This window comes from Halomonas sp. SH5A2, assembly GCF_014263395.1.
GTDB lineage: Bacteria > Pseudomonadota > Gammaproteobacteria > Pseudomonadales > Halomonadaceae > Vreelandella.
In genome coordinates this window covers 1417960-1435378 of sequence record NZ_CP058321.1, presented here as the reverse complement: position 1 = coordinate 1435378, position 17419 = coordinate 1417960, and the positions used below count along the sequence as shown (strand labels likewise).

Genomic DNA, 17419 nt, shown 5'->3' with positions numbered 1-17419 from the left:
GTGCAGTTCGCCAGGCACGCTTCATCAACGTACACCTTGACGGATGATTGTTATAGCAAAAAAAAAGCCCAGGCCAATGGCCTGGGCTTTTTCCACAGTACTTGAGCGTCGATTAACGCTTGGAGAACTGCGGACGACGGCGTGCTTTACGCAGGCCGACTTTCTTACGCTCTACCTGACGTGCATCGCGCGTCACATAACCCGCGGCGCGCAGTGCAGGGCGCAGATCTTCATTATAATTCATCAGCGCACGGGTAATACCGTGGCGAATCGCACCGGCTTGCGCTGAACCACCGCCGCCTTCAACCGTGACGTAAACGTCGAACTGGTTGAGGGTTTCGGTCAGCTCTAGCGGCTGGCGCACAACCATACGACCGGTTACACGACCAAAGTAGTTGTCGAGTTCACGGTTGTTGACGGTAATTTTGCCGGAACCCGGCTTCATAAAGACGCGGGCGGTGGAAGTCTTGCGGCGCCCGGTACCGTAATACTGCTGTGTCATGGCGGAGATTTCCTCAGATGTTCAGTTCAAGCGGCTGTTGGGCAGCATGCGGATGCTCGGCACCAGCGTACACTTTCAGCTTGGTGTACATGGCACGGCCAAGCGGACCTTTGGGCAGCATGCCTTTCACGGCAGACTCAATAATACGCTCGGGCGCATGGTCGATCATTTTATCGAACGTCATGGAGCGTAGACCGCCCGGGTAACCAGTATGGCGGTAATAGGTCTTGGCCTTCGCCTTGTTGCCGGTCACTTGGACTTTTTCCGCGTTGATCACCACGATGTAATCGCCGGTATCAACGTGAGGGGTAAATTCGGGCTTATGCTTACCGCGCAAGCGGCGAGCAATTTCGGTAGCCAGACGGCCGAGCGTCTTGTCCGTTGCGTCGACAACGTACCAATCGCGCTGGACGGACTGCGGCTTAGCACTGAACGTCTTCATGGATGAAATCACCAGTTAAAATGTGTTGGGTACGACACACCGCTATGCGGCGTTGCACCATCCCTATTTTTTTTGGTTGCGGGTTCTTGACCCACAACATGTAGCGAGGCGGCATTCTACAGCAAGCCATCCGCCAAGTTAAGCCTTTCCAGGCATCCACGGATACTTTTCTGGATTTCTTTTTTTGATGTGGTCAAGGTTCATACAAATGAGTTTCTAAGACCAAGCTTTATACGATCAGATTTTATGCGACAAGGTGTTATGAGACTAGGGTTTATGCGGCAGCGCCAAATAATCATGGGACTGCATCTCCTGTAACCGAGAGAGCGTTCGCTGGTATTCAAACGTCAGCTTTCCGCCATGGTAGAGTGACTCCACCGGCGCTTCTGCCGACATCAACACCTTGACGCCCCGGTCGTAGAACTCATCTACCATGTTGATAAAGCGCCTGGCCTGATCGTCGTCGGCGCCGCGCATGGCAGGGACATTAGAAACGATAATCGTGTGGAATTCTCGCGCCAGCTCGATATAGTCATTTTGGCTACGCGGGCCATCGCAAAGCTCCGCAAACTCAAACCAGGCGATGTCGTCGTGCAGTCGACGAGTCGTCAGCACACGCTGATTGATCTCAAGCGGAGCGTCCTCCTCTCCAGCGTGCCCGGCAATTTCACGGAAACTTCGCGCCAACTCTTTTTCGGCGGCGTCGTCCAGCGGCGAATGAAAGATTTCCGCACGCTCCAGCGCGCGCAGGCGGTAATCAACACCCGAGTCAACATTCACCACCTGACAATGGCGATTGAGCAAATCGATAGCGGGCAGAAACCGCGCGCGTTGAAGACCGTCTTTATACAGATCGTCAGGCACGATATTCGACGTTGCCACGAGAACGACCCCCCGCTCAAAGAGGGCTTCAAGAAGATTCGCCAGTATCATGGCGTCGGTAATATCCTTGACGAAGAATTCGTCAAAGCAAATCACCCGTGCTTCACTGGCAAACTTGCTCGCCACCAATGTCAACGGGTTCTTTTCCCCTTTGTAATGGGTGAGCTCGTTGTGCACACGCTGCATGAAGCGATGGAAATGGGTGCGCATTTTATCGGCAAACGGCAGCGATTCGTAGAAAGTATCCACCAGATACGTTTTGCCGCGACCCACACCTCCCCAGAAATAAAGCCCCTGGACACTCGGCGTCAACGGCTCTTGCGGGGACGATTTTTTGCCTATCAACCCCGCCATCCTGGCCTTCAGCCCTTTATTGGCAAGCACTGTTTTCGGCACCGTCGTCGGGGTTGACAGCAATGCATCGTACAAACGCTGCAAATGCGCCACTGCCGCTTCCTGGGCCGGGTCGTACTCAAATCCCTCTCGCTTAAGATCTGCACGATAACGCCCCATCGGCGTCGCCGCGTTCGGCGTTGGGCCACCACCGTCCGACGTTGCCCTCATCGTTTAATTCTCCCGTTATTTCCGCCAAGCGTTACTGAAAGCAATCACGCGACATGAATAAAGGCAATAAGTATACGTGGTTAGGCTCACCAACGCATGAGCATTGACCCAACCATCATCAAGGCGCCTATAATAGCCATCGACTGTTTCATGCGCTGTACAATCGGCAGCGACAGGCATCAAGGGAGATAAATGTGGAAAGCGAGCCATTAACCTATGCAGCAATAGGCCTTGTGATCGGCTTGATAATCGGCGCAGGATGCTACCGGTTACTGAGTAAAAGCCAGCGTCAACTTGCTTCACTTCGCCAAACATTATTGGAGCGTGAACATCAGGTTGCGTCGCTCAAGAATGGCGTCAGTCATCAACTGTCCAGTGTGCATGAGTCGCTAGCAACGATCCGCCAGGAAACCGACGAGCTCGAAAAAAAGCTGCAAGATGACGCAGGCCAGTGGCAACTAGATCAGCTAACACATCGCCCAGCCGAGTTGACTGACCTTCGCCCTGTGACCGAGCCAACTGACACATTGAACGCGCCCGCAACGCCTCGCGACTACGCCGATGGCCAGAACGGCACGCTATCCGAACATTTCGGCCTCAAAGATAAAGACGCTCGCGACGACACGGCAACACCGCCACGTTACTGAGCACTCCCAGAGTGAATTGACCCTCGGCAGCATTGCCGAGGGTGAAAGGGATCAAGCAGGATTATCAATATCGACAAACCGGTGCTCCACACCGTATTCATCAGCCAACCACTCCCCCAATGCCTGAACACCGTAACGTTCAGTGGCATGGTGACCTGCCGCCAAATAATGAATACCCATTTCTCTGGCAAGATGCGTCGTTCGCTCTGAAATTTCTCCGGAAACAAACGCCTGCGCCCCGCCTTCACAAGCGGCACTAATCATGTCCTGCGCCCCACCCGTGCACCAGGCGATACGCTCTATGTCGCCCACACCCGGCGCTTCGATCAGCAGCGGCTCTCGCTGCAAGGTCTGGCTTATTTGCTCGGCAAGCGCGGTCGCGCTCAGCGGCTTGGCAACGCGCCCAGACCAAAGCAGACCTTCACCCAGCTCTCCATCCAGACAACCCTCGACTTTCCAACCAAGCTGCTTGGCCAGTTCAGCGTTGTTGCCCATCTCGCTGTGGGCATCAAGGGGTAAATGATAGGCCAGAAGATTTATCTCGTGATCGAGCAAGGTTTTGATTCGTCTTTGTTTCATGCCCGTAATAGCGACCGGCTCGTTCTTCCAAAAATAGCCATGGTGAACAATCAGCATATCGGCCTGCCAGCGCACTGCTTCGTCAAGCAAGGACTGGCAGGCCGTCACGCCGGTCATGACGCGCGCCACTCGATCACGGCCTGCCACCTGAAGGCCGTTAATCGTAAAGTCTTTAAACTGTGAGGCGCGAAGCTGATGGTCGCAGGCTGCTACTAATATATCGCGTTGAATCACCGTTGCTCCTAAGTATCTGCTGGTATCCATGAGATACAAGCCAATAAAATGTTACCATTTACATAATATTGTCTAGTGTAAGACTGACGACTCGTCAGCGCTAATCTCTACTCCTCGACGATCGCCAAAGGAACCCTCAATGAAACGCTTTGTGCTGCCTTACATATGGCCCATCATCACAGGCTTTTTGCTGGCAGCTGTTATCATGTTTGCGTTTCCTGAGCGCTTCCCGCTGCCTTTTCAGGCTTCGCCACCCCAAACCGAAGATACCCCCTCGCTCGTCACCACGGCAGATCAAGAGACCGACCCAGACCGACCGGCACCTGAAATCCGGCAAGCGGCGCCCCTGAACCGCAACCAGGGCCCTGCCAGCTACGCCGATGCAGTCAATCAAGCAGCGCCTGCTGTGGTCAACATCTACTCGTCACGCATCGTCGAACGCGACGAACACCCGCTGATGTCAGACCCCTTCTTTCAGCAATTCTTTAACGGCGATGACGCCACCACCCACCAACGCATGCTGTCAAGCCTGGGCTCGGGCGTCATCGTCAGCGACGAGGGCTATGTGCTCACCAATCATCATGTCATCAACGGTGCCGACGAAATTCAGGTGGCGCTGCGTGATGGCCGCGAAGTGATCGCCGAGGTGATTGGCACTGACCCGGAAAGCGACCTCGCTGTGCTTAAGATTGACCTAGAAAACTTGCCCGTTATTGAGCTGAGTAATTCAACGGATGTTGCCGTTGGCGATGTCGCCCTGGCCATCGGCAACCCCTTTGGCGTTGGCCAGACAGTGACGATGGGGATTATCAGCGCCACCGGGCGAAGCCATCTGGGCCTGAACGCCTACGAGGATTTCATTCAGACCGATGCGGCCATTAACCCAGGGAACTCGGGTGGAGCGCTGGTCAACCCGGAAGGCGCACTAGTGGGCATTAATACGGCCATCTTTTCGCGCTCGGGGGGCTCTCAGGGTATCGGGTTTGCCATTCCTGCCAACCTTGCCCATAGCATCCTGGACGAGCTGGTTACCCAGGGCCGCGTCATCCGTGGCTGGCTGGGGATTGAGGCGCAGGCACTATCCAGAGAGCTTGCCGCGTCTTTCGGCCTACGCACGCCTCAAGGGGTTATCGTCGCAGGCGTCGTGGATGGGGGGCCGGCAGAGAAAGCCGGACTGAAGCCTGGCGACGTCCTGCTATCCGTCGATGGTCAACCCATTCTCGATGCGCGCGCCACCATGAGCGATATTGCCTCGATCAAGCCGGGCACAGCACTACCGCTGACCATTGTCCGTGACGGCGAACGCATGGAAATGACGCTGGATGTAGGTGAGCGACCCATTCCGTCGACACTTCCACAACCCGATGGAACGCGCCGAAGTGGCAATAATGAAGGCGACCCAAACCAGCCTTGAAGGACTGAGCAGCCGCCTTCGTCAATGCATCAAGACGGTTTAATACGATATTCAGCGGAGCGCGCGTGGGCGGTCAACGATTCGCCCCGCGCCAACACAGAAGCAACTTCACCCAGCGCTGAGGCTCCCTCGGCGGAACAGTGAATCAGTGACGATCGTTTTTGGAAATCGTATACACCCAATGGCGATGAGAAGCGTGCAGTACCCGAGGTGGGAAGCACATGGTTCGGCCCTGCACAATAATCGCCCAACGCCTCTGCCGTGTAACGCCCCATGAAGATCGCTCCCGCATGGCGAATACCGGCAAGCCAGGCGTCAGGCGTTTCCACTGAAAGTTCAAGGTGCTCGGGGGCAACCCGATTGATCAGCGTGACCGCTTCCTCGGCATCGCGGCAGTGAACCAGCGCGCCGCGTCGACGCAGCGACTCACGGACGATATCGGCCCGCTCCAGGGTCGGAAGCAGACGCTCTATCGCGGCTTCTATATCCGCCAGATGCTGAGCATCCCAACTCACCAGGATGGCTTGAGCATCTTCATCGTGCTCCGCCTGGGAAAACAGGTCCATCGCCAGCCAATCAGGGTCGGTCAATCCATCCGACACCACCATGATTTCAGAGGGGCCGGCAATCATGTCGATCCCCACCTGGCCAAACACGGCCCGCTTGGCCGTCGCCACATAGATGTTGCCTGGCCCAACGATCTTATCCACCCTGGGTACGCTTTCAGTTCCATAGGCAAGGGCGCCAATGGCCTGGGCACCGCCGATAGTGAACACCTGGTCCACACCGGCCACATGTGCTGCCGCCAGTACCAGATCGTTGAGTACGCCATCGGGTGTGGGAACCGTCATGATGATCTCTTGCACGCCCGCCACATGCGCGGGAATCGCATTCATCAAGACCGATGAAGGGTAGGCGGCTTTGCCACCCGGCACGTAGATACCCGCGCGGTCGATCGCCGTCACCTGCTGACCAAGCACCGTGCCATCGGGTTCTTCGTATTGCCAGGAGGTCGGTTTCTGACGTTCGTGGTAACGCCGGATACGCTCGGCGGCACTCGCCAGGGCATCGCGCTGCTCAGTGGGCAGCGACTCAAAGGCTTGGCGCAATTGCTCAGCCGTCAGGCGAAGCTCATCCATATGGGTAACCGAGACACGATCAAAGCGATTGGTGGCTTCGATGACCGCCGCATCACCATGACGCTTGACGTTGGTGAGGATGTCATTGACACGCGCCTGAACGGCACTGTCTGACACACCTTCCCAGTCCAGCAACGCATCCAGTTGTCCGGCAAACGCCTCATCGGCAGTGTTGAGTCGTGCTATCGTCGCGGTAGCGTTCTCGTTCATAGCAACCTCACTTAGTCGGCGGGCGATATCGTCTTGCGTTCGGCAACGGCGCGTTCCAGGCGAGCCAGCAGTGGCTTGATACGCGCGTGCTTCATCGTCATGGCGGCTTTATTGGCCACCAGGCGGGTGCTGATCGGCGCAATCAGCTCACGCGGTTCCATGCCATTGGCGCGCAGCGTATTACCGGTGTCGACAATATCGACAATTTCATCGGCCAGGTTCATCAGCGGCGCCAGCTCCATGGCACCATAAAGCTTGATCACCTCGGCCTGGATACCTTGCTCGGCGTAGTACCGCCGGGCGATATTGACGAACTTCGTTGCCACCCGACGACGCGCCAACTTCGGCAACTCACCAGTAACGCCAGCGGTCATCAGCTTGCAACGTGCAATGTCGAGATCAAGTGGCTCATAAAGCCCTTCGGCGCCGTGCTCTAAAAGAACATCCTTGCCGGCTACCCCCAGATCGGCTGCCCCAAGCTGAACGTAAGTCGGTACGTCCGTCGCTCTGATCACGACGAATTTGACGTCGGGCAGATTGGTATCGAACAAAAGCTTACGGCTTTTGCTTAAATCCTCTGTAGGCGTGATGCCCGCATCGGCCAGCAGCGGCAGCGTCTCTTCGAGAATACGGCCCTTTGAGAGGGCTAAAATCAGTTGCTTACTCATTTTGGTTGCCAATGGTTGGGGGCCAGGCTCAGCCCGGGATACGGCGGATACGCGCACCCAGCAGCTGCAGTTTTTCCTCGATGCATTCGTAGCCACGGTCGATATGATAAATGCGATCGACCAGGGTTTCGCCCTCCGCCATCATGGCGGCAATCACCAACGAGGCAGATGCGCGCAGATCCGTCGCCATCACCGGCGCACCCGAGAGCTTGTCAACACCGTTAATCAAGGCGGCATTGCCCTCCAGAACGATATCCGCGCCCATGCGGTTCAGCTCCTGAACGTGCATGAAGCGATTTTCAAAAATCGTTTCAACCACTCTCGACGCACCTTCTGCCACTGCGTTCATGGCTACGAACTGGGCCTGCATGTCGGTGGGAAAGGCCGGGTAAGGTGCCGTGCGGATATTCACGGCACGAGGGCGCTTGCCGTGCATGTCCAGAGCAATCCAGTCATCGCCGGTGGTAATCTCAGCACCCGCCTCTTCCAGCTTGGCGAGCACGGCCTCGAGGATATCGGCGCGGGTGCGTTTTACCTTCACGCGCCCGCCGGTCATGGCTGCCGCGACTAGAAAGGTACCGGTTTCGATACGGTCAGGCATGACATCGTGAACGCAGCCACCAAGCGACGAGACACCTTCGATAGTGATGGTATCGCTGCCGTGCCCACTGATCCGTGCACCCATCTTGATCAGGCACTCGGCCAGGTCGACCACTTCAGGCTCACGGGCGGCGTTTTCAAGCACGGTGACGCCATCCGCCAGCGTGGCGGCCATCAACAGGTTCTCGGTGCCAGTCACCGTCACGGTATCAAAATAGATCGTCGCCCCTTTCAGGCGGCCATCTACCCGCGCACGGATATAACCGGCTTCGACGCGAATCTCAGCACCCATGGCTTCGAGCCCACGAATGTGCAAGTCCACCGGGCGCGAACCGATCGCGCAGCCGCCGGGCAAGGACACATCGGCCTGGCCGAAATGGGCCAGCAGAGGGCCCAGCACCAGAATGGAGGCGCGCATTTTCTTTACCAGCTCGTAAGGCGCATGGCAGTGAGTAACCTGAGAGCCGTCTAGCTGGATGGTGAGGTTATCCCCCATCACCGGCTCGACGCCCATACGGCCAAGCAGCTCCAACGTGGTGGTAATGTCCTGCAGGTGTGGCAAATTACCGATTACCACAGGGCCTTTGGATAACAGGCTAGCGCAGAGGATGGGCAATGCCGCGTTCTTGGCACCGCTGACCCAAACTTCGCCGTCGACCGACCCGTTGCCGGTAATAATGAGTTTATCCATGAAATAACCGTTACTGCACGTTTTCAGCGGCGGTTTGCCACTGTGCCGGGGTGTAGGTTTTGATGCTGATGGCATGCAAGGCACCCGAGGCAATTTCATCACTCAAGGCTGAATACACAAGCTGCTGGCGCTTCACGGGCGACAATCCTTCAAAGGCATCACCCACTGCAATCACCTGAAAATTACAGCCTTCGCCCTGAATATGGAACTGACATCCGTCGACACGCGATTCGAGCAGGGCTTTCACCTCTTGGGGTTGCATAGGTCAGAGACTCCTTAAAGGACGTTTGTAAGAGGGTAGATGGATATCAAGAGGGTGACATCATAAAGAAAAGCCGGCGCTTTGGCGACGCCCAAGAATTAGCCGACAGGCTGCTCGTCCGGCGCCTGGATTAATGCGTCCAACTCGGCAAGTTCGGCAAGCCGCTGGAGCGGCGCTGAAAGGACGATAGACGTCACCCTGATACGATGCTGATGGCAGGTGCGCATCCACTGTAGCAATACGCTCAAGGCAACGTTGCGCGGCGTTGCCACCTTACTGAAATCGAACGCGACCGTTTCAGGCCGTTGATCGGCTAGCCAGCGCGAGCCCTCTGCAGCAAGCGCTGCCGCAGAGGCAATATCCACGTCACCCTGCACGCTCAAGCCATCGGCCTGCTGGTGCAGCGATACACCGCGATCGCTAAAAATCGCCGTCACTCATCGCCCCCTTTTTCGAGCTCGTCGACACCCACGTCCGGTGCCCAACCACCGATCACCGCATCGTAGTCCCGGTTATTGTCACGCATTGCCTGGTCAAACTGGTTACGGAAGGTCAACCCCAGGTTGATGCCGTTCACGATGACGTTGACAACGCGCCACTCGCCGTCGGATAGCCGCAGACTATAGTTGACGGGATATACATCACCATTGGTAGCAATGACTTCCATGGCCACACTCGCCCGGTCTTCTTCACGCTGGGGACGCTGGTCATCCAGAACGCGAATGTCATCGTAGTCAAAGGTCACCAGGCCGCGTGTATACGTATCGATAAGCGTTTGACGGAACACGTCAACAAAACGGCTGCGCTGCTCCGGCGAGGCATTACGGAAATAACTTCCCATCACGCTGGCCCCGATATAGCGAAAATCGGCCACTTTTTCCAGGCTGTCATCGACTTCCTGTTTCAGCTCATCGATATTTTCTTCGTAGTACGCTTCTCGGCCTTCAAGCTGGGCCATGAATTCGTTGATGTTGTTGCGAATCATCTCTTCGGGCGGCTCAGGCTGCGCACTCGCCGATAGCGGCACCAACGCGACGAGAAGCGCGACAACGAAACTGAATACCGACATTAACGACCGTTTCTTTACAAACATCCTTTTATCCTCCTGTTGACGGTGAACACGTCTCCGTCACCTGTTTCAACGCACGCGCTCGGCGCGAGCGATTCAAATAAACACGGCAAGGCGTACCTCACACTATGATCAGTTCGTTGCCATATTGGATATAAATTGCTGAATTAGTTCTTCGAGTACCAGAGCCGATTGGGTATCGCGTATCGTATCGCCTTCCTCGAGCATCTCAGGATCTCCCCCCAGGCTCAGGCCTACGTACTGTTCACCGAGCAGGCCCGAGGTCAGAATCGCGGCCGTGGCATCACGCGATATCTGACCTTCCAGCTCACTGCTCAGGCTTAGTGTCACCCGGGCGTCATACCATTCGGTATCCAGCTCGATCGACTCGACATGCCCGACTGTGACACCCGCCATGGAAACGCGTGCACGAGGCTTCAATCCGCCAATATTGGAAAAGTGAGCATCCAGTTGATACGTGTTCGTCGCCCCGGAAAAGGTCAAGCCACTCACCCTAAGCCCCAGGAACACCAACCCCAGGATTCCCACCAGAATAAACAGGCCGACGCCAAACTCCATGGTCCTACTTCGCTTCATGAAACTGCTCCAGCTAATCAGAGGCCGCCAAACATAACGGCGGTTAATATGAAATCAAGCCCCAGTACCGCAAGCGACGAATAGACAACGGTACGCGTTGTCGCACGGGAAATACCTTCGGAGGTTGGCAATAGATCATAGCCCTGGAAAACCGCAATCCAGGTAACCACCACAGCGAACACAACGCTTTTGATCATGCCGTTACCAATGTCGTTGATAAACGCCACACTGGCCTGCATGTTGCTCCAGTAGGAACCTTCGAAAACGCCCAGCCATTCGACGCCCACCAGGTAGCCGCCCCAAATTCCGACAACGCTGAACCCCACAGTGAGAATTGGCAACGCCACGACACCTGCCCAGAAACGCGGCGCAACCACCCTTCTCAGCGGATCCACGCCAATCATTTCCATGCTGGTTAGCTGCTCGGTGGCTTTCATCAAACCGATCTCGGCAGTCAGTGCCGAACCAGCCCGGCCGGCAAATAACAAAGCGGCGACCACCGGGGCCAATTCGCGCAGCAGCGAAAGCGCCACCATCTGACCAAGCGCGTCCTCGGCACCGAAATCAATCAGGATAGTGTAGCCCTGAAGCGCCAGCACCATACCGATGAACAGGCCGGATACCAGCACAATGGCTAGCGACAAGACACCAACAAAGTGCAATTGCCGAACCCACAGGCGAAAACCTTCGGCTGATGGGACCCCCACCGCAGACTGGGCAAGAAACACTCCGGCACGGCCAAGCGATTCAACCACATCACAGCTGCGACGCCCTAACCGGGTGATACGCGTGGCGACCTGCCCCTCCTTCATCGACATCAGGCTCCTCCTCGGGTCGCCGTGTCGCCCAGCATATCCTGGTAAAACTGAGCGGCTGGATAATGAAAAGGAACGGGGCCATCGGGTTCACCATGGATAAATTGCTTCACCCGCGCGTCCTGGTTGACGTCGAGATCTGCTGGCGTTCCATGCGCCACCACATGGCCCTCGGAAATAAAATAAAGATAATCGGCAATCGTCAGGGTCTCCTTGATATCGTGGGAAACCACCACTGACGTCAGGTTTAGCGCCTGATTAAGCCGTTTGATCAGTTGCACGAGCACGCCCATGGAAATAGGGTCCTGCCCCACAAACGGCTCGTCGTAGAGAATCAGCTCTGGATCCAGCGCCATGGCCCGCGCCAGCGCAACGCGTCTGGCCATCCCCCCGGACAGCTCGGCTGGTGTGAGGTGTCTCGCACCGCGCAGACCTACTGCCTGAAGCTTGAGCAACACCAGATCGCGAATCATGGCATCAGGCAGGTCCGTATGAACCCGTAGCGGAAATGCCACGTTTTCGTACACATCCAGATCGGAAAACAGCGCCCCGCTTTGAAACAGCATGCCCATACGCTTGCGTAGCGTGAATAGTGCCTTGCGCGATAGCCGATGCACGTCGTCCCCGTCGATCAGCACGCGGCCCTTATCGGGGGTCAGTTGCCCACCGATGAGTTTTAACAGGGTCGTTTTGCCGGTCCCGCTGGGCCCCATGATCGCCGTTACTTTTCCGCGCTGGATGGTCATGTTCACACCGCGGAAAATCTCGGTATCCCCCCGCGAAAAATACAGGTTCTCGACTTCAATAAAAGGCACATCGCTCATGGAACCATCAACTCTCGCGTTTACTTGCCCATTCGCTCGCTTCGCGCAACAACGAGGAAACAGTGATTAAAGATCCGTGTTTTAAAAACCGTGTTTAAAACCGTTTTTAAAACCATGTCTTAAGAACCATGTCTTAAGAACTAAGTTAAAAAACTATTATCGAACAACGTATTCTAACCCTACCAGACGACGACAAGCGAGCATCGCTTATCCTCACGACAAAACGATGCGGCAAAGTCCACTCGGTCAATGTTACTCTTACACCCTGATTGTCATTTTTAACGAGCCACGCGATTACCCATGCCAGCGACAACTGCGACCACCCCCTTTCGCCAAAGCGCATTGCGCACGCTAGACATTGAGCAAGCTGCCATCGCAGGCTTGGCCAGCAAACTGGATGCGCATTTCGACCATGCCTGCGAGCTGATTCTGGCCTGCCAGGGACGCGTGGTGGTTACTGGCATGGGCAAGTCAGGCCATATTGCCGGCAAGATCGCGGCGACGCTTGCCAGCACCGGCTCGCCTGCTTTTTTTGTTCATCCTGGCGAAGCCAGTCATGGCGATCTGGGCATGATTACCCGTAATGATGTCGTCATCGCGCTCTCGAATTCCGGTGAAACCGCCGAGGTGACCGCCCTGCTGCCGCTGCTAAAACGCCTTGGCACACCGCTGATCAGCATGACGGGGCGTCCTTCCTCCACACTTGCCCAGCATGCGGATGCTCACTTGAATAGCAGTGTCGATCGGGAAGCCTGCCCGCTGGATCTTGCGCCGACAAGCTCCACGACAGCGGCATTAGCGCTCGGCGACGCTCTCGCCGTCGCGCTCCTCGAAGCACGCGGTTTTACCGCAGAAGATTTTGCCCTGTCGCATCCCGGCGGCAGTCTGGGCCGACGCCTGCTGCTACGCGTTCGAGATCTTATGCACCAGGGCGAACGCTTACCCCAGGTTGCCCTGGGCAGCCCCCTGCGCGATGCGTTACTGGAGATCACCCGGCAAGGCCTAGGCTTCACCTGCGTGGTGGACCCTGACGGCCTGTTAGCTGGCGTATACACGGATGGCGACCTGCGCCGCACCCTGGATAACTTTCATGACCTTCGTGACGTCCGAGTAGATGACGTCATGACTCGACCTGGCAAGCGTGTATCCCCCGACCTGCTCGCGGCGGAAGCCGTTCGCATCATGGAAGACAATCGCATTACCGCACTGGCAGTGGTGGACGAACACCAGCGCCCAATAGGCGCGCTGCATATGCATGACCTGCTTGCCAGCGGTGTTATTTAACTTGAATCGACCGGAGTCCCAATGACCCTTTCTGCTGACCTACTCGACCGACTGCGTCGCATTCGCTTATTTGCCCTTGATGTCGATGGTGTTCTCACCGATGGTCGGCTTTACTTTCAAGCCGACGGCGTCGAAATCAAAGCGTTTCACACCCAGGACGGCCATGGGCTCAAGCTGTTGAAACGTGCGGGCATCTCGGTCGCCTTGATCACCGGCCGCGACTCCCCCATGGTCAGCCAACGTGCCGCCGCACTGGGCATTCCCCACGTCTATCAAGGCTGCGAAGATAAACTGGCCGCCCTTCGCGGCCTTTGCCAACGCCTGGAGCTTGATTTGTCTCAGGTTGCCTATTGCGGTGACGACCTGCCTGACCTTGCCAGCATCAAGCGTTCAGGCGTTGGTATCACGGTACCCAATGCACCTGACTACATGCACACCCACGCTGACTGGGTCACCGAACGCCTGGGCGGACACGGCGCTGTCCGCGAAGTATGTGATACGTTACTCGAGGCTCAGGGCCACTGGGGCGCGGTCGTCGATACCTATCTACACGGCTGAGGCACTATGCTGAAGACATTGCGCACGCGTCTGGGACTGGCATTGATAGTGCTGGCGCTGGGTGGTTTTCTAGTATGGCTGGACCCAGGCGGCCCACAAAGCGTCCCGACAGACGCGGACGCCCGTGCCGAGGAGCCAGGTCATGTCCTTCACAATGCCGAGCTTACGCTGTTTGATGAACAGGGTAATATTCAGCAGGGGTTAACCACGCCTCGTCTGGTGCATACCCCTCAATCCGCCTCAACACTCGCCGAAACGCCGCATGCCACGCTTTATGACAGCGAGCGACGCGTCTGGAACGCCACGTCAGAGGTAGGTACGCTTAATACCCGTTCTCAAGAACTGACGCTTTCGGGCAATGCAAGATTGATCGCCCCTGAAGAAGGCTGGCAGCTTGACACGGACGTTCTGCACTATGAGGGGAAAACTGCCCATGCATGGAGTAATACTCATGTGCTGCTCCAGCAACCGCCCCAGCGCATGACAGCACGGCGGATGGATGCATGGCTCAACGAGGAGGAGGTGCGACTTGAAGATGACGTTCAGGGCTACCACCCTCCGGAGACGCAACCCGGACAGGAATAAAACATGAAAGCGTTTATCTACACAGCGATGGCGGCTGCCTGCTTAGTGCCTTTTTACGCGACGGCAGACAATCACCAGCAGCCGGTTGAAGTCGTCGCCGACCAGCTCGACCTTGATCAGCGCGCCGGTACAGCGGTCTACACCGGCGACGTAGAAGTTCGCCAAGGCAATATGTTGATAAAAGGCGACGAAGTGGAAATCCAGCGTAACGAGGAAGGCGAGCTCTCGCGGGCCACGGCTCTGGGCGAACGCGCCTATTTGCGTCGCCAACCCGAAGACCAGGAAGGCCCGATGGAAGGCTGGGGCCGGCGGGTGATCTACCACGTCGCCGAGCGCCGGGTCGAGTTGATTGATCAGGCGGAAATCATCCAGCAAGGCGACCGCTTCACCGGGGGACGCCTGGAATATTTTATCGACCGCGAGGTCGTCAAGGCGCGCTCCGATGTCGACAATCAAGAGTCGCAGCGCATCCGCATGACGCTGCAACCCGAGGGTTAAGGAGAGCCTGATGGCAGTTGCTGACAACAGCGCGACACGAACGCTATACGCCCGCCATTTGGCAAAAAGCTACAAGCGCCGGCGCGTGGTAAAAGACATCAACCTGGATATCTCACAAGGCAGCATCGTCGGCCTGCTCGGCCCCAATGGCGCCGGTAAAACTACGTCGTTCTACATGATTGTCGGCCTGGTCAAGGCAGATGCGGGCAATGTCGGGATTGATAGCCTCGACCTTTCCCGAGCGCCCATGCACGAGCGGGCAAAGGCAGGCATTGGCTATTTGCCCCAGGAGGCGTCGATCTTCCGCAAGCTCTCCGTCGCCGATAACATCATGGCCATTTTGCAAACCCGCAACGATCTGGACCGAGCCGGACGTGAAGCACGCCTGGAAACACTGCTGGAAGAGTTTCATATCACCCATATCCGCGACAATATGGGCATGAGTCTTTCCGGAGGCGAACGACGGCGCGTCGAGATCGCCCGGTCGCTTGCCACCGAGCCTGCTTTCATCCTGCTGGATGAACCTTTCGCAGGTGTAGACCCCATCTCCGTGGGCGATATCAAGTCGATCATCCGCGCCTTGAAGGACCGCGGTATTGGCGTATTGATTACCGACCACAACGTGCGCGAAACACTGGATATTTGCGATGTGGCGTATATCGTCGGCGACGGGCATATCATCGCCAACGGCTCGCCGGACGCTATTCTTGACAATCAGGAGGTACGTGACGTTTACCTAGGTGCTGATTTTCGTCTCTAAAGCGCTCAATGGCATATTTATTGCCGATGGCATACTTATTGCACTTGCACCCAAACACAACACGCACTAGGGTGGATGCTTTCCGATAAACGAGTGGTTCTCAGATGGTCATGAAAGCTTCTCTTCAACTGCGGATTGGCACCCAGCTCACCATGACACCCCAGCTGCAGCAGGCGATTGCCCTGCTACAGCTATCCACGCTCGATTTACGCCAGGAAATTCAGCAAGCGCTCGATGCCAACCCCATGCTCGAGCAGGAAGATGAGTTCAGCGAAAGCGAACAACCCGCCAGCGAGCCGGAAGAAAGCGAGTGGGCAGATAGCATTCCCAAGGAGCTATCCGTCGACAGCGACTGGTCGGATACCTATCAGGATACGGTGGGCAGCGGCAGCGCAAGCAGTGAGGGGCCTGACTTTGAGCGCCAGGCCGCCGGGCAAACCCTTCATGGCCATCTCCTCTGGCAACTCGCCATGACCGATTTGAGCCACCGCGAACAGTTGGTGGCCGAGAGCCTGATTGACGCACTGGATGCTAACGGCTATCTCACCCAGCCCCTTGCCGATATCCGAGAAGGACTGCGCGACCAGGGCGTGGAAGGCCTCAGCCAGCGCGAGGTCGAAACCATTCTGCTGCGAGTGCAACAGTTCGAGCCCACCGGTATCTTCGCCCGCGACCTGCGCGAATGCCTAATGCTTCAGCTCGCCGCGCTACCCAGTGACACACCGCTGCTGATTCCTGCGCGGCGTCTGGTCCGCCAGTTCCTTGAAGCGCTGGGTAAAAATGATCAGCGCCTCCTAAAGCGGCGACTCGGCCTGGACGATGCGCAACTTGATGACGTCATCCAACTGATCAGAAGCCTGGACCCCCGTCCCGGCAGCGTTTACAGCGCCACTGACGATAGCTATGTGATTCCTGACCTGGTGGTTCACCACGATAACGAAGGCTGGCATCTCGAGCTCAATCCAGAGGCCTTGCCCAAGCTCAGAATTCAACCCGACTACGCCAGTCTGATCAAGCGCGCCGACAAAAGTCATGATAACCAATTTCTCAAAGATCACTTACAGGAAGCCCGCTGGCTGATCAAAAGCCTCTCCAGCCGCAACGACACCCTGCTACGTGTCGGCCGGGAAATCATCACTCGCCAGATCGGCTTTCTCGAACACGGCGAAGAAGCCATGAAGCCGCTTATCCTGGCCGATATTGCCGATGCAGTAGAGATGCACGAATCGACCATCTCTCGCGTCACCACCCAGAAGTTCATCCATACACCGCGGGGCATTTTCGAGCTTAAATACTTCTTCTCCAGCCAGATCAGTGGCCAGGACGGCGACAGCCATTCCAGTACGGCAATTCGCGCTCGCCTCAAAAAACTGATTCAGGAAGAACCCCCCGGCAAACCTTTGTCAGATAGCCGTCTGGTCACCCTGCTTGAAGAAGCCGGTATCCACGTGGCACGGCGCACGGTCGCCAAATACCGCGAAGGCATGGGCATCCCTTCGTCCAGCGAACGGCGCCGCTTACGTTAGGCAAACGGAAACTCAACACAAGGGCTTTGCTTAACGCCAAAAAGGGTTACAATCGAAGGACAGTCCGAC

At 56.7% G+C, this 17419-nt stretch carries 21 protein-coding genes; 8 read left to right on the top strand and 13 right to left on the bottom strand.

The genetic code is table 11. The annotated features are described in order from the left end of the window. Window positions 1-112 precede the first annotated feature (112 nt). From rpsI to zapE, 3 genes are all read right to left on the bottom strand, one after another. A complete protein-coding gene (rpsI, locus tag HXW73_RS06655) occupies window positions 113-502 on the bottom strand; it encodes a 30S ribosomal protein S9 (protein ID WP_066321105.1) in 390 nt (129 codons plus the stop codon). A 13-nt stretch (window positions 503-515) separates the two neighbouring features. Then, window positions 516-944, bottom strand: coding sequence for a 50S ribosomal protein L13 (gene rplM / locus HXW73_RS06650; RefSeq protein ID WP_179928574.1), 429 nt, complete (start codon window positions 942-944; stop codon window positions 516-518). Window positions 945-1211: 267 nt separating this feature from the next. Further along, window positions 1212-2390, bottom strand: a complete 1179-nt coding sequence (zapE, locus tag HXW73_RS06645) for a cell division protein ZapE (RefSeq protein WP_240538727.1) — start codon at window positions 2388-2390, stop codon at window positions 1212-1214. Window positions 2391-2584: 194 nt separating this feature from the next. Between zapE and HXW73_RS06640 the strand changes: the two genes are divergently transcribed. After that, window positions 2585-3037 carry a YhcB family protein gene (locus HXW73_RS06640; RefSeq protein WP_186255461.1) on the top strand — a complete coding sequence of 151 codons (453 nt, stop codon included), beginning with the start codon at window positions 2585-2587 and terminating at the stop codon, window positions 3035-3037. A 51-nt stretch (window positions 3038-3088) separates the two neighbouring features. On the opposite strand, the gene HXW73_RS06635 is transcribed toward HXW73_RS06640, so the two are convergent. After that, a complete protein-coding gene (locus HXW73_RS06635) occupies window positions 3089-3850 on the bottom strand; it encodes a Nif3-like dinuclear metal center hexameric protein (RefSeq protein WP_240538726.1) in 762 nt (253 codons plus the stop codon). A 139-nt stretch (window positions 3851-3989) separates the two neighbouring features. Here HXW73_RS06635 and HXW73_RS06630 point away from each other — a divergent pair, with 139 nt between their 5' ends. After that, a complete protein-coding gene (locus tag HXW73_RS06630) occupies window positions 3990-5264 on the top strand; it encodes a Do family serine endopeptidase (RefSeq protein WP_186255459.1) in 1275 nt (424 codons plus the stop codon). A 29-nt stretch (window positions 5265-5293) separates the two neighbouring features. On the opposite strand, the gene hisD is transcribed toward HXW73_RS06630, so the two are convergent. The 9 genes from hisD to HXW73_RS06585 form a co-directional block, all read right to left on the bottom strand. After that, on the bottom strand, window positions 5294-6613 hold the full coding sequence (gene hisD, locus HXW73_RS06625; protein ID WP_186255458.1) for a histidinol dehydrogenase: 1320 nt from the start codon (window positions 6611-6613) through the stop codon (window positions 5294-5296). A gap of 11 nt (window positions 6614-6624) precedes the next feature. After that, window positions 6625-7281 carry an ATP phosphoribosyltransferase gene (gene hisG / locus HXW73_RS06620; RefSeq protein ID WP_186255457.1) on the bottom strand — a complete coding sequence of 219 codons (657 nt, stop codon included), beginning with the start codon at window positions 7279-7281 and terminating at the stop codon, window positions 6625-6627. A gap of 28 nt (window positions 7282-7309) precedes the next feature. Continuing rightward, complete coding sequence (gene murA / locus HXW73_RS06615) at window positions 7310-8572, bottom strand: UDP-N-acetylglucosamine 1-carboxyvinyltransferase (RefSeq protein WP_186255456.1); 1263 nt, start codon at window positions 8570-8572, stop codon at window positions 7310-7312. Between the two features lie 10 nt (window positions 8573-8582). Next, window positions 8583-8834: a BolA family protein gene (locus tag HXW73_RS06610; RefSeq protein ID WP_186255455.1), complete on the bottom strand. Its 252-nt coding sequence runs from the start codon at window positions 8832-8834 to the stop codon at window positions 8583-8585. Between the two features lie 98 nt (window positions 8835-8932). Next, window positions 8933-9271: an STAS domain-containing protein gene (locus HXW73_RS06605; protein ID WP_186255454.1), complete on the bottom strand. Its 339-nt coding sequence runs from the start codon at window positions 9269-9271 to the stop codon at window positions 8933-8935. After that, on the bottom strand, window positions 9268-9927 hold the full coding sequence (locus HXW73_RS06600; protein WP_186255453.1) for an MlaC/ttg2D family ABC transporter substrate-binding protein: 660 nt from the start codon (window positions 9925-9927) through the stop codon (window positions 9268-9270). The genes HXW73_RS06605 and HXW73_RS06600 overlap by 4 nt, the downstream gene beginning before the upstream one ends. Window positions 9928-10035: 108 nt before the next feature. Next, complete coding sequence (gene mlaD, locus HXW73_RS06595; RefSeq protein WP_186255452.1) at window positions 10036-10500, bottom strand: outer membrane lipid asymmetry maintenance protein MlaD; 465 nt, start codon at window positions 10498-10500, stop codon at window positions 10036-10038. 17 nt (window positions 10501-10517) lie between these two features. Then, entirely contained in the window at window positions 10518-11318 is an 801-nt protein-coding gene (gene mlaE / locus HXW73_RS06590) for a lipid asymmetry maintenance ABC transporter permease subunit MlaE (RefSeq protein WP_446719001.1), read from the bottom strand. Further along, window positions 11318-12139, bottom strand: a complete 822-nt coding sequence (locus HXW73_RS06585) for an ABC transporter ATP-binding protein (RefSeq protein ID WP_186255451.1) — start codon at window positions 12137-12139, stop codon at window positions 11318-11320. The genes mlaE and HXW73_RS06585 overlap by 1 nt, the downstream gene beginning before the upstream one ends. A 300-nt stretch (window positions 12140-12439) precedes the next feature. Here HXW73_RS06585 and HXW73_RS06580 point away from each other — a divergent pair, with 300 nt between their 5' ends. From HXW73_RS06580 to HXW73_RS06555, 6 genes are all read left to right on the top strand, one after another. Beyond that, window positions 12440-13423 (top strand): KpsF/GutQ family sugar-phosphate isomerase, encoded by a 984-nt coding sequence (locus tag HXW73_RS06580; protein WP_186255450.1) that lies wholly within the window; start codon window positions 12440-12442, stop codon window positions 13421-13423. Window positions 13424-13444: 21 nt separating this feature from the next. Next, window positions 13445-13981, top strand: a complete 537-nt coding sequence (locus HXW73_RS06575) for a KdsC family phosphatase (RefSeq protein ID WP_186255449.1) — start codon at window positions 13445-13447, stop codon at window positions 13979-13981. 6 nt (window positions 13982-13987) lie between these two features. Then, window positions 13988-14566, top strand: a complete 579-nt coding sequence (gene lptC / locus HXW73_RS06570; protein ID WP_186255448.1) for an LPS export ABC transporter periplasmic protein LptC — start codon at window positions 13988-13990, stop codon at window positions 14564-14566. Window positions 14567-14569: 3 nt separating this feature from the next. Further along, window positions 14570-15064 (top strand): lipopolysaccharide transport periplasmic protein LptA, encoded by a 495-nt coding sequence (lptA, locus tag HXW73_RS06565; RefSeq protein WP_186255447.1) that lies wholly within the window; start codon window positions 14570-14572, stop codon window positions 15062-15064. A 10-nt stretch (window positions 15065-15074) separates the two neighbouring features. After that, window positions 15075-15824, top strand: a complete 750-nt coding sequence (lptB, locus tag HXW73_RS06560; protein WP_186255446.1) for an LPS export ABC transporter ATP-binding protein — start codon at window positions 15075-15077, stop codon at window positions 15822-15824. A gap of 104 nt (window positions 15825-15928) precedes the next feature. Next, the gene (locus tag HXW73_RS06555; protein ID WP_186255445.1) at window positions 15929-17350 is read left to right on the top strand and encodes an RNA polymerase factor sigma-54; all 1422 of its coding nucleotides are present in this window, start codon (window positions 15929-15931) and stop codon (window positions 17348-17350) included. The last annotated feature ends 69 nt before the right edge of the window (window positions 17351-17419 follow it).

Excerpts from the sequence above, each read along its gene's own strand:
- HXW73_RS06580 (WP_186255450.1), top strand. The coding sequence starts at position 12,440 with ATGCCAGCGACAACTGCGACCACCCCCTTTCGCCAAAGCGCATTGCGC.
- lptB (WP_186255446.1), top strand. The coding sequence starts at position 15,075 with ATGGCAGTTGCTGACAACAGCGCGACACGAACGCTATACGCCCGCCAT.
- murA (WP_186255456.1), bottom strand. The coding sequence starts at position 8,572 with ATGGATAAACTCATTATTACCGGCAACGGGTCGGTCGACGGCGAAGTT.
- HXW73_RS06575 (WP_186255449.1), top strand. The coding sequence starts at position 13,445 with ATGACCCTTTCTGCTGACCTACTCGACCGACTGCGTCGCATTCGCTTA.
- lptC (WP_186255448.1), top strand. The coding sequence starts at position 13,988 with ATGCTGAAGACATTGCGCACGCGTCTGGGACTGGCATTGATAGTGCTG.
- hisG (WP_186255457.1), bottom strand. The coding sequence starts at position 7,281 with ATGAGTAAGCAACTGATTTTAGCCCTCTCAAAGGGCCGTATTCTCGAA.
- HXW73_RS06610 (WP_186255455.1), bottom strand. The coding sequence starts at position 8,834 with ATGCAACCCCAAGAGGTGAAAGCCCTGCTCGAATCGCGTGTCGACGGA.
- zapE (WP_240538727.1), bottom strand. The coding sequence starts at position 2,390 with ATGAGGGCAACGTCGGACGGTGGTGGCCCAACGCCGAACGCGGCGACG.
- mlaD (WP_186255452.1), bottom strand. The coding sequence starts at position 10,500 with ATGAAGCGAAGTAGGACCATGGAGTTTGGCGTCGGCCTGTTTATTCTG.
- hisD (WP_186255458.1), bottom strand. The coding sequence starts at position 6,613 with ATGAACGAGAACGCTACCGCGACGATAGCACGACTCAACACTGCCGAT.
- rpsI (WP_066321105.1), bottom strand. The coding sequence starts at position 502 with ATGACACAGCAGTATTACGGTACCGGGCGCCGCAAGACTTCCACCGCC.
- HXW73_RS06600 (WP_186255453.1), bottom strand. The coding sequence starts at position 9,927 with ATGTTTGTAAAGAAACGGTCGTTAATGTCGGTATTCAGTTTCGTTGTC.
- HXW73_RS06630 (WP_186255459.1), top strand. The coding sequence starts at position 3,990 with ATGAAACGCTTTGTGCTGCCTTACATATGGCCCATCATCACAGGCTTT.
- mlaE (WP_446719001.1), bottom strand. The coding sequence starts at position 11,318 with ATGTCGATGAAGGAGGGGCAGGTCGCCACGCGTATCACCCGGTTAGGG.
- lptA (WP_186255447.1), top strand. The coding sequence starts at position 14,570 with ATGAAAGCGTTTATCTACACAGCGATGGCGGCTGCCTGCTTAGTGCCT.
- rplM (WP_179928574.1), bottom strand. The coding sequence starts at position 944 with ATGAAGACGTTCAGTGCTAAGCCGCAGTCCGTCCAGCGCGATTGGTAC.
- HXW73_RS06585 (WP_186255451.1), bottom strand. The coding sequence starts at position 12,139 with ATGAGCGATGTGCCTTTTATTGAAGTCGAGAACCTGTATTTTTCGCGG.
- HXW73_RS06555 (WP_186255445.1), top strand. The coding sequence starts at position 15,929 with ATGGTCATGAAAGCTTCTCTTCAACTGCGGATTGGCACCCAGCTCACC.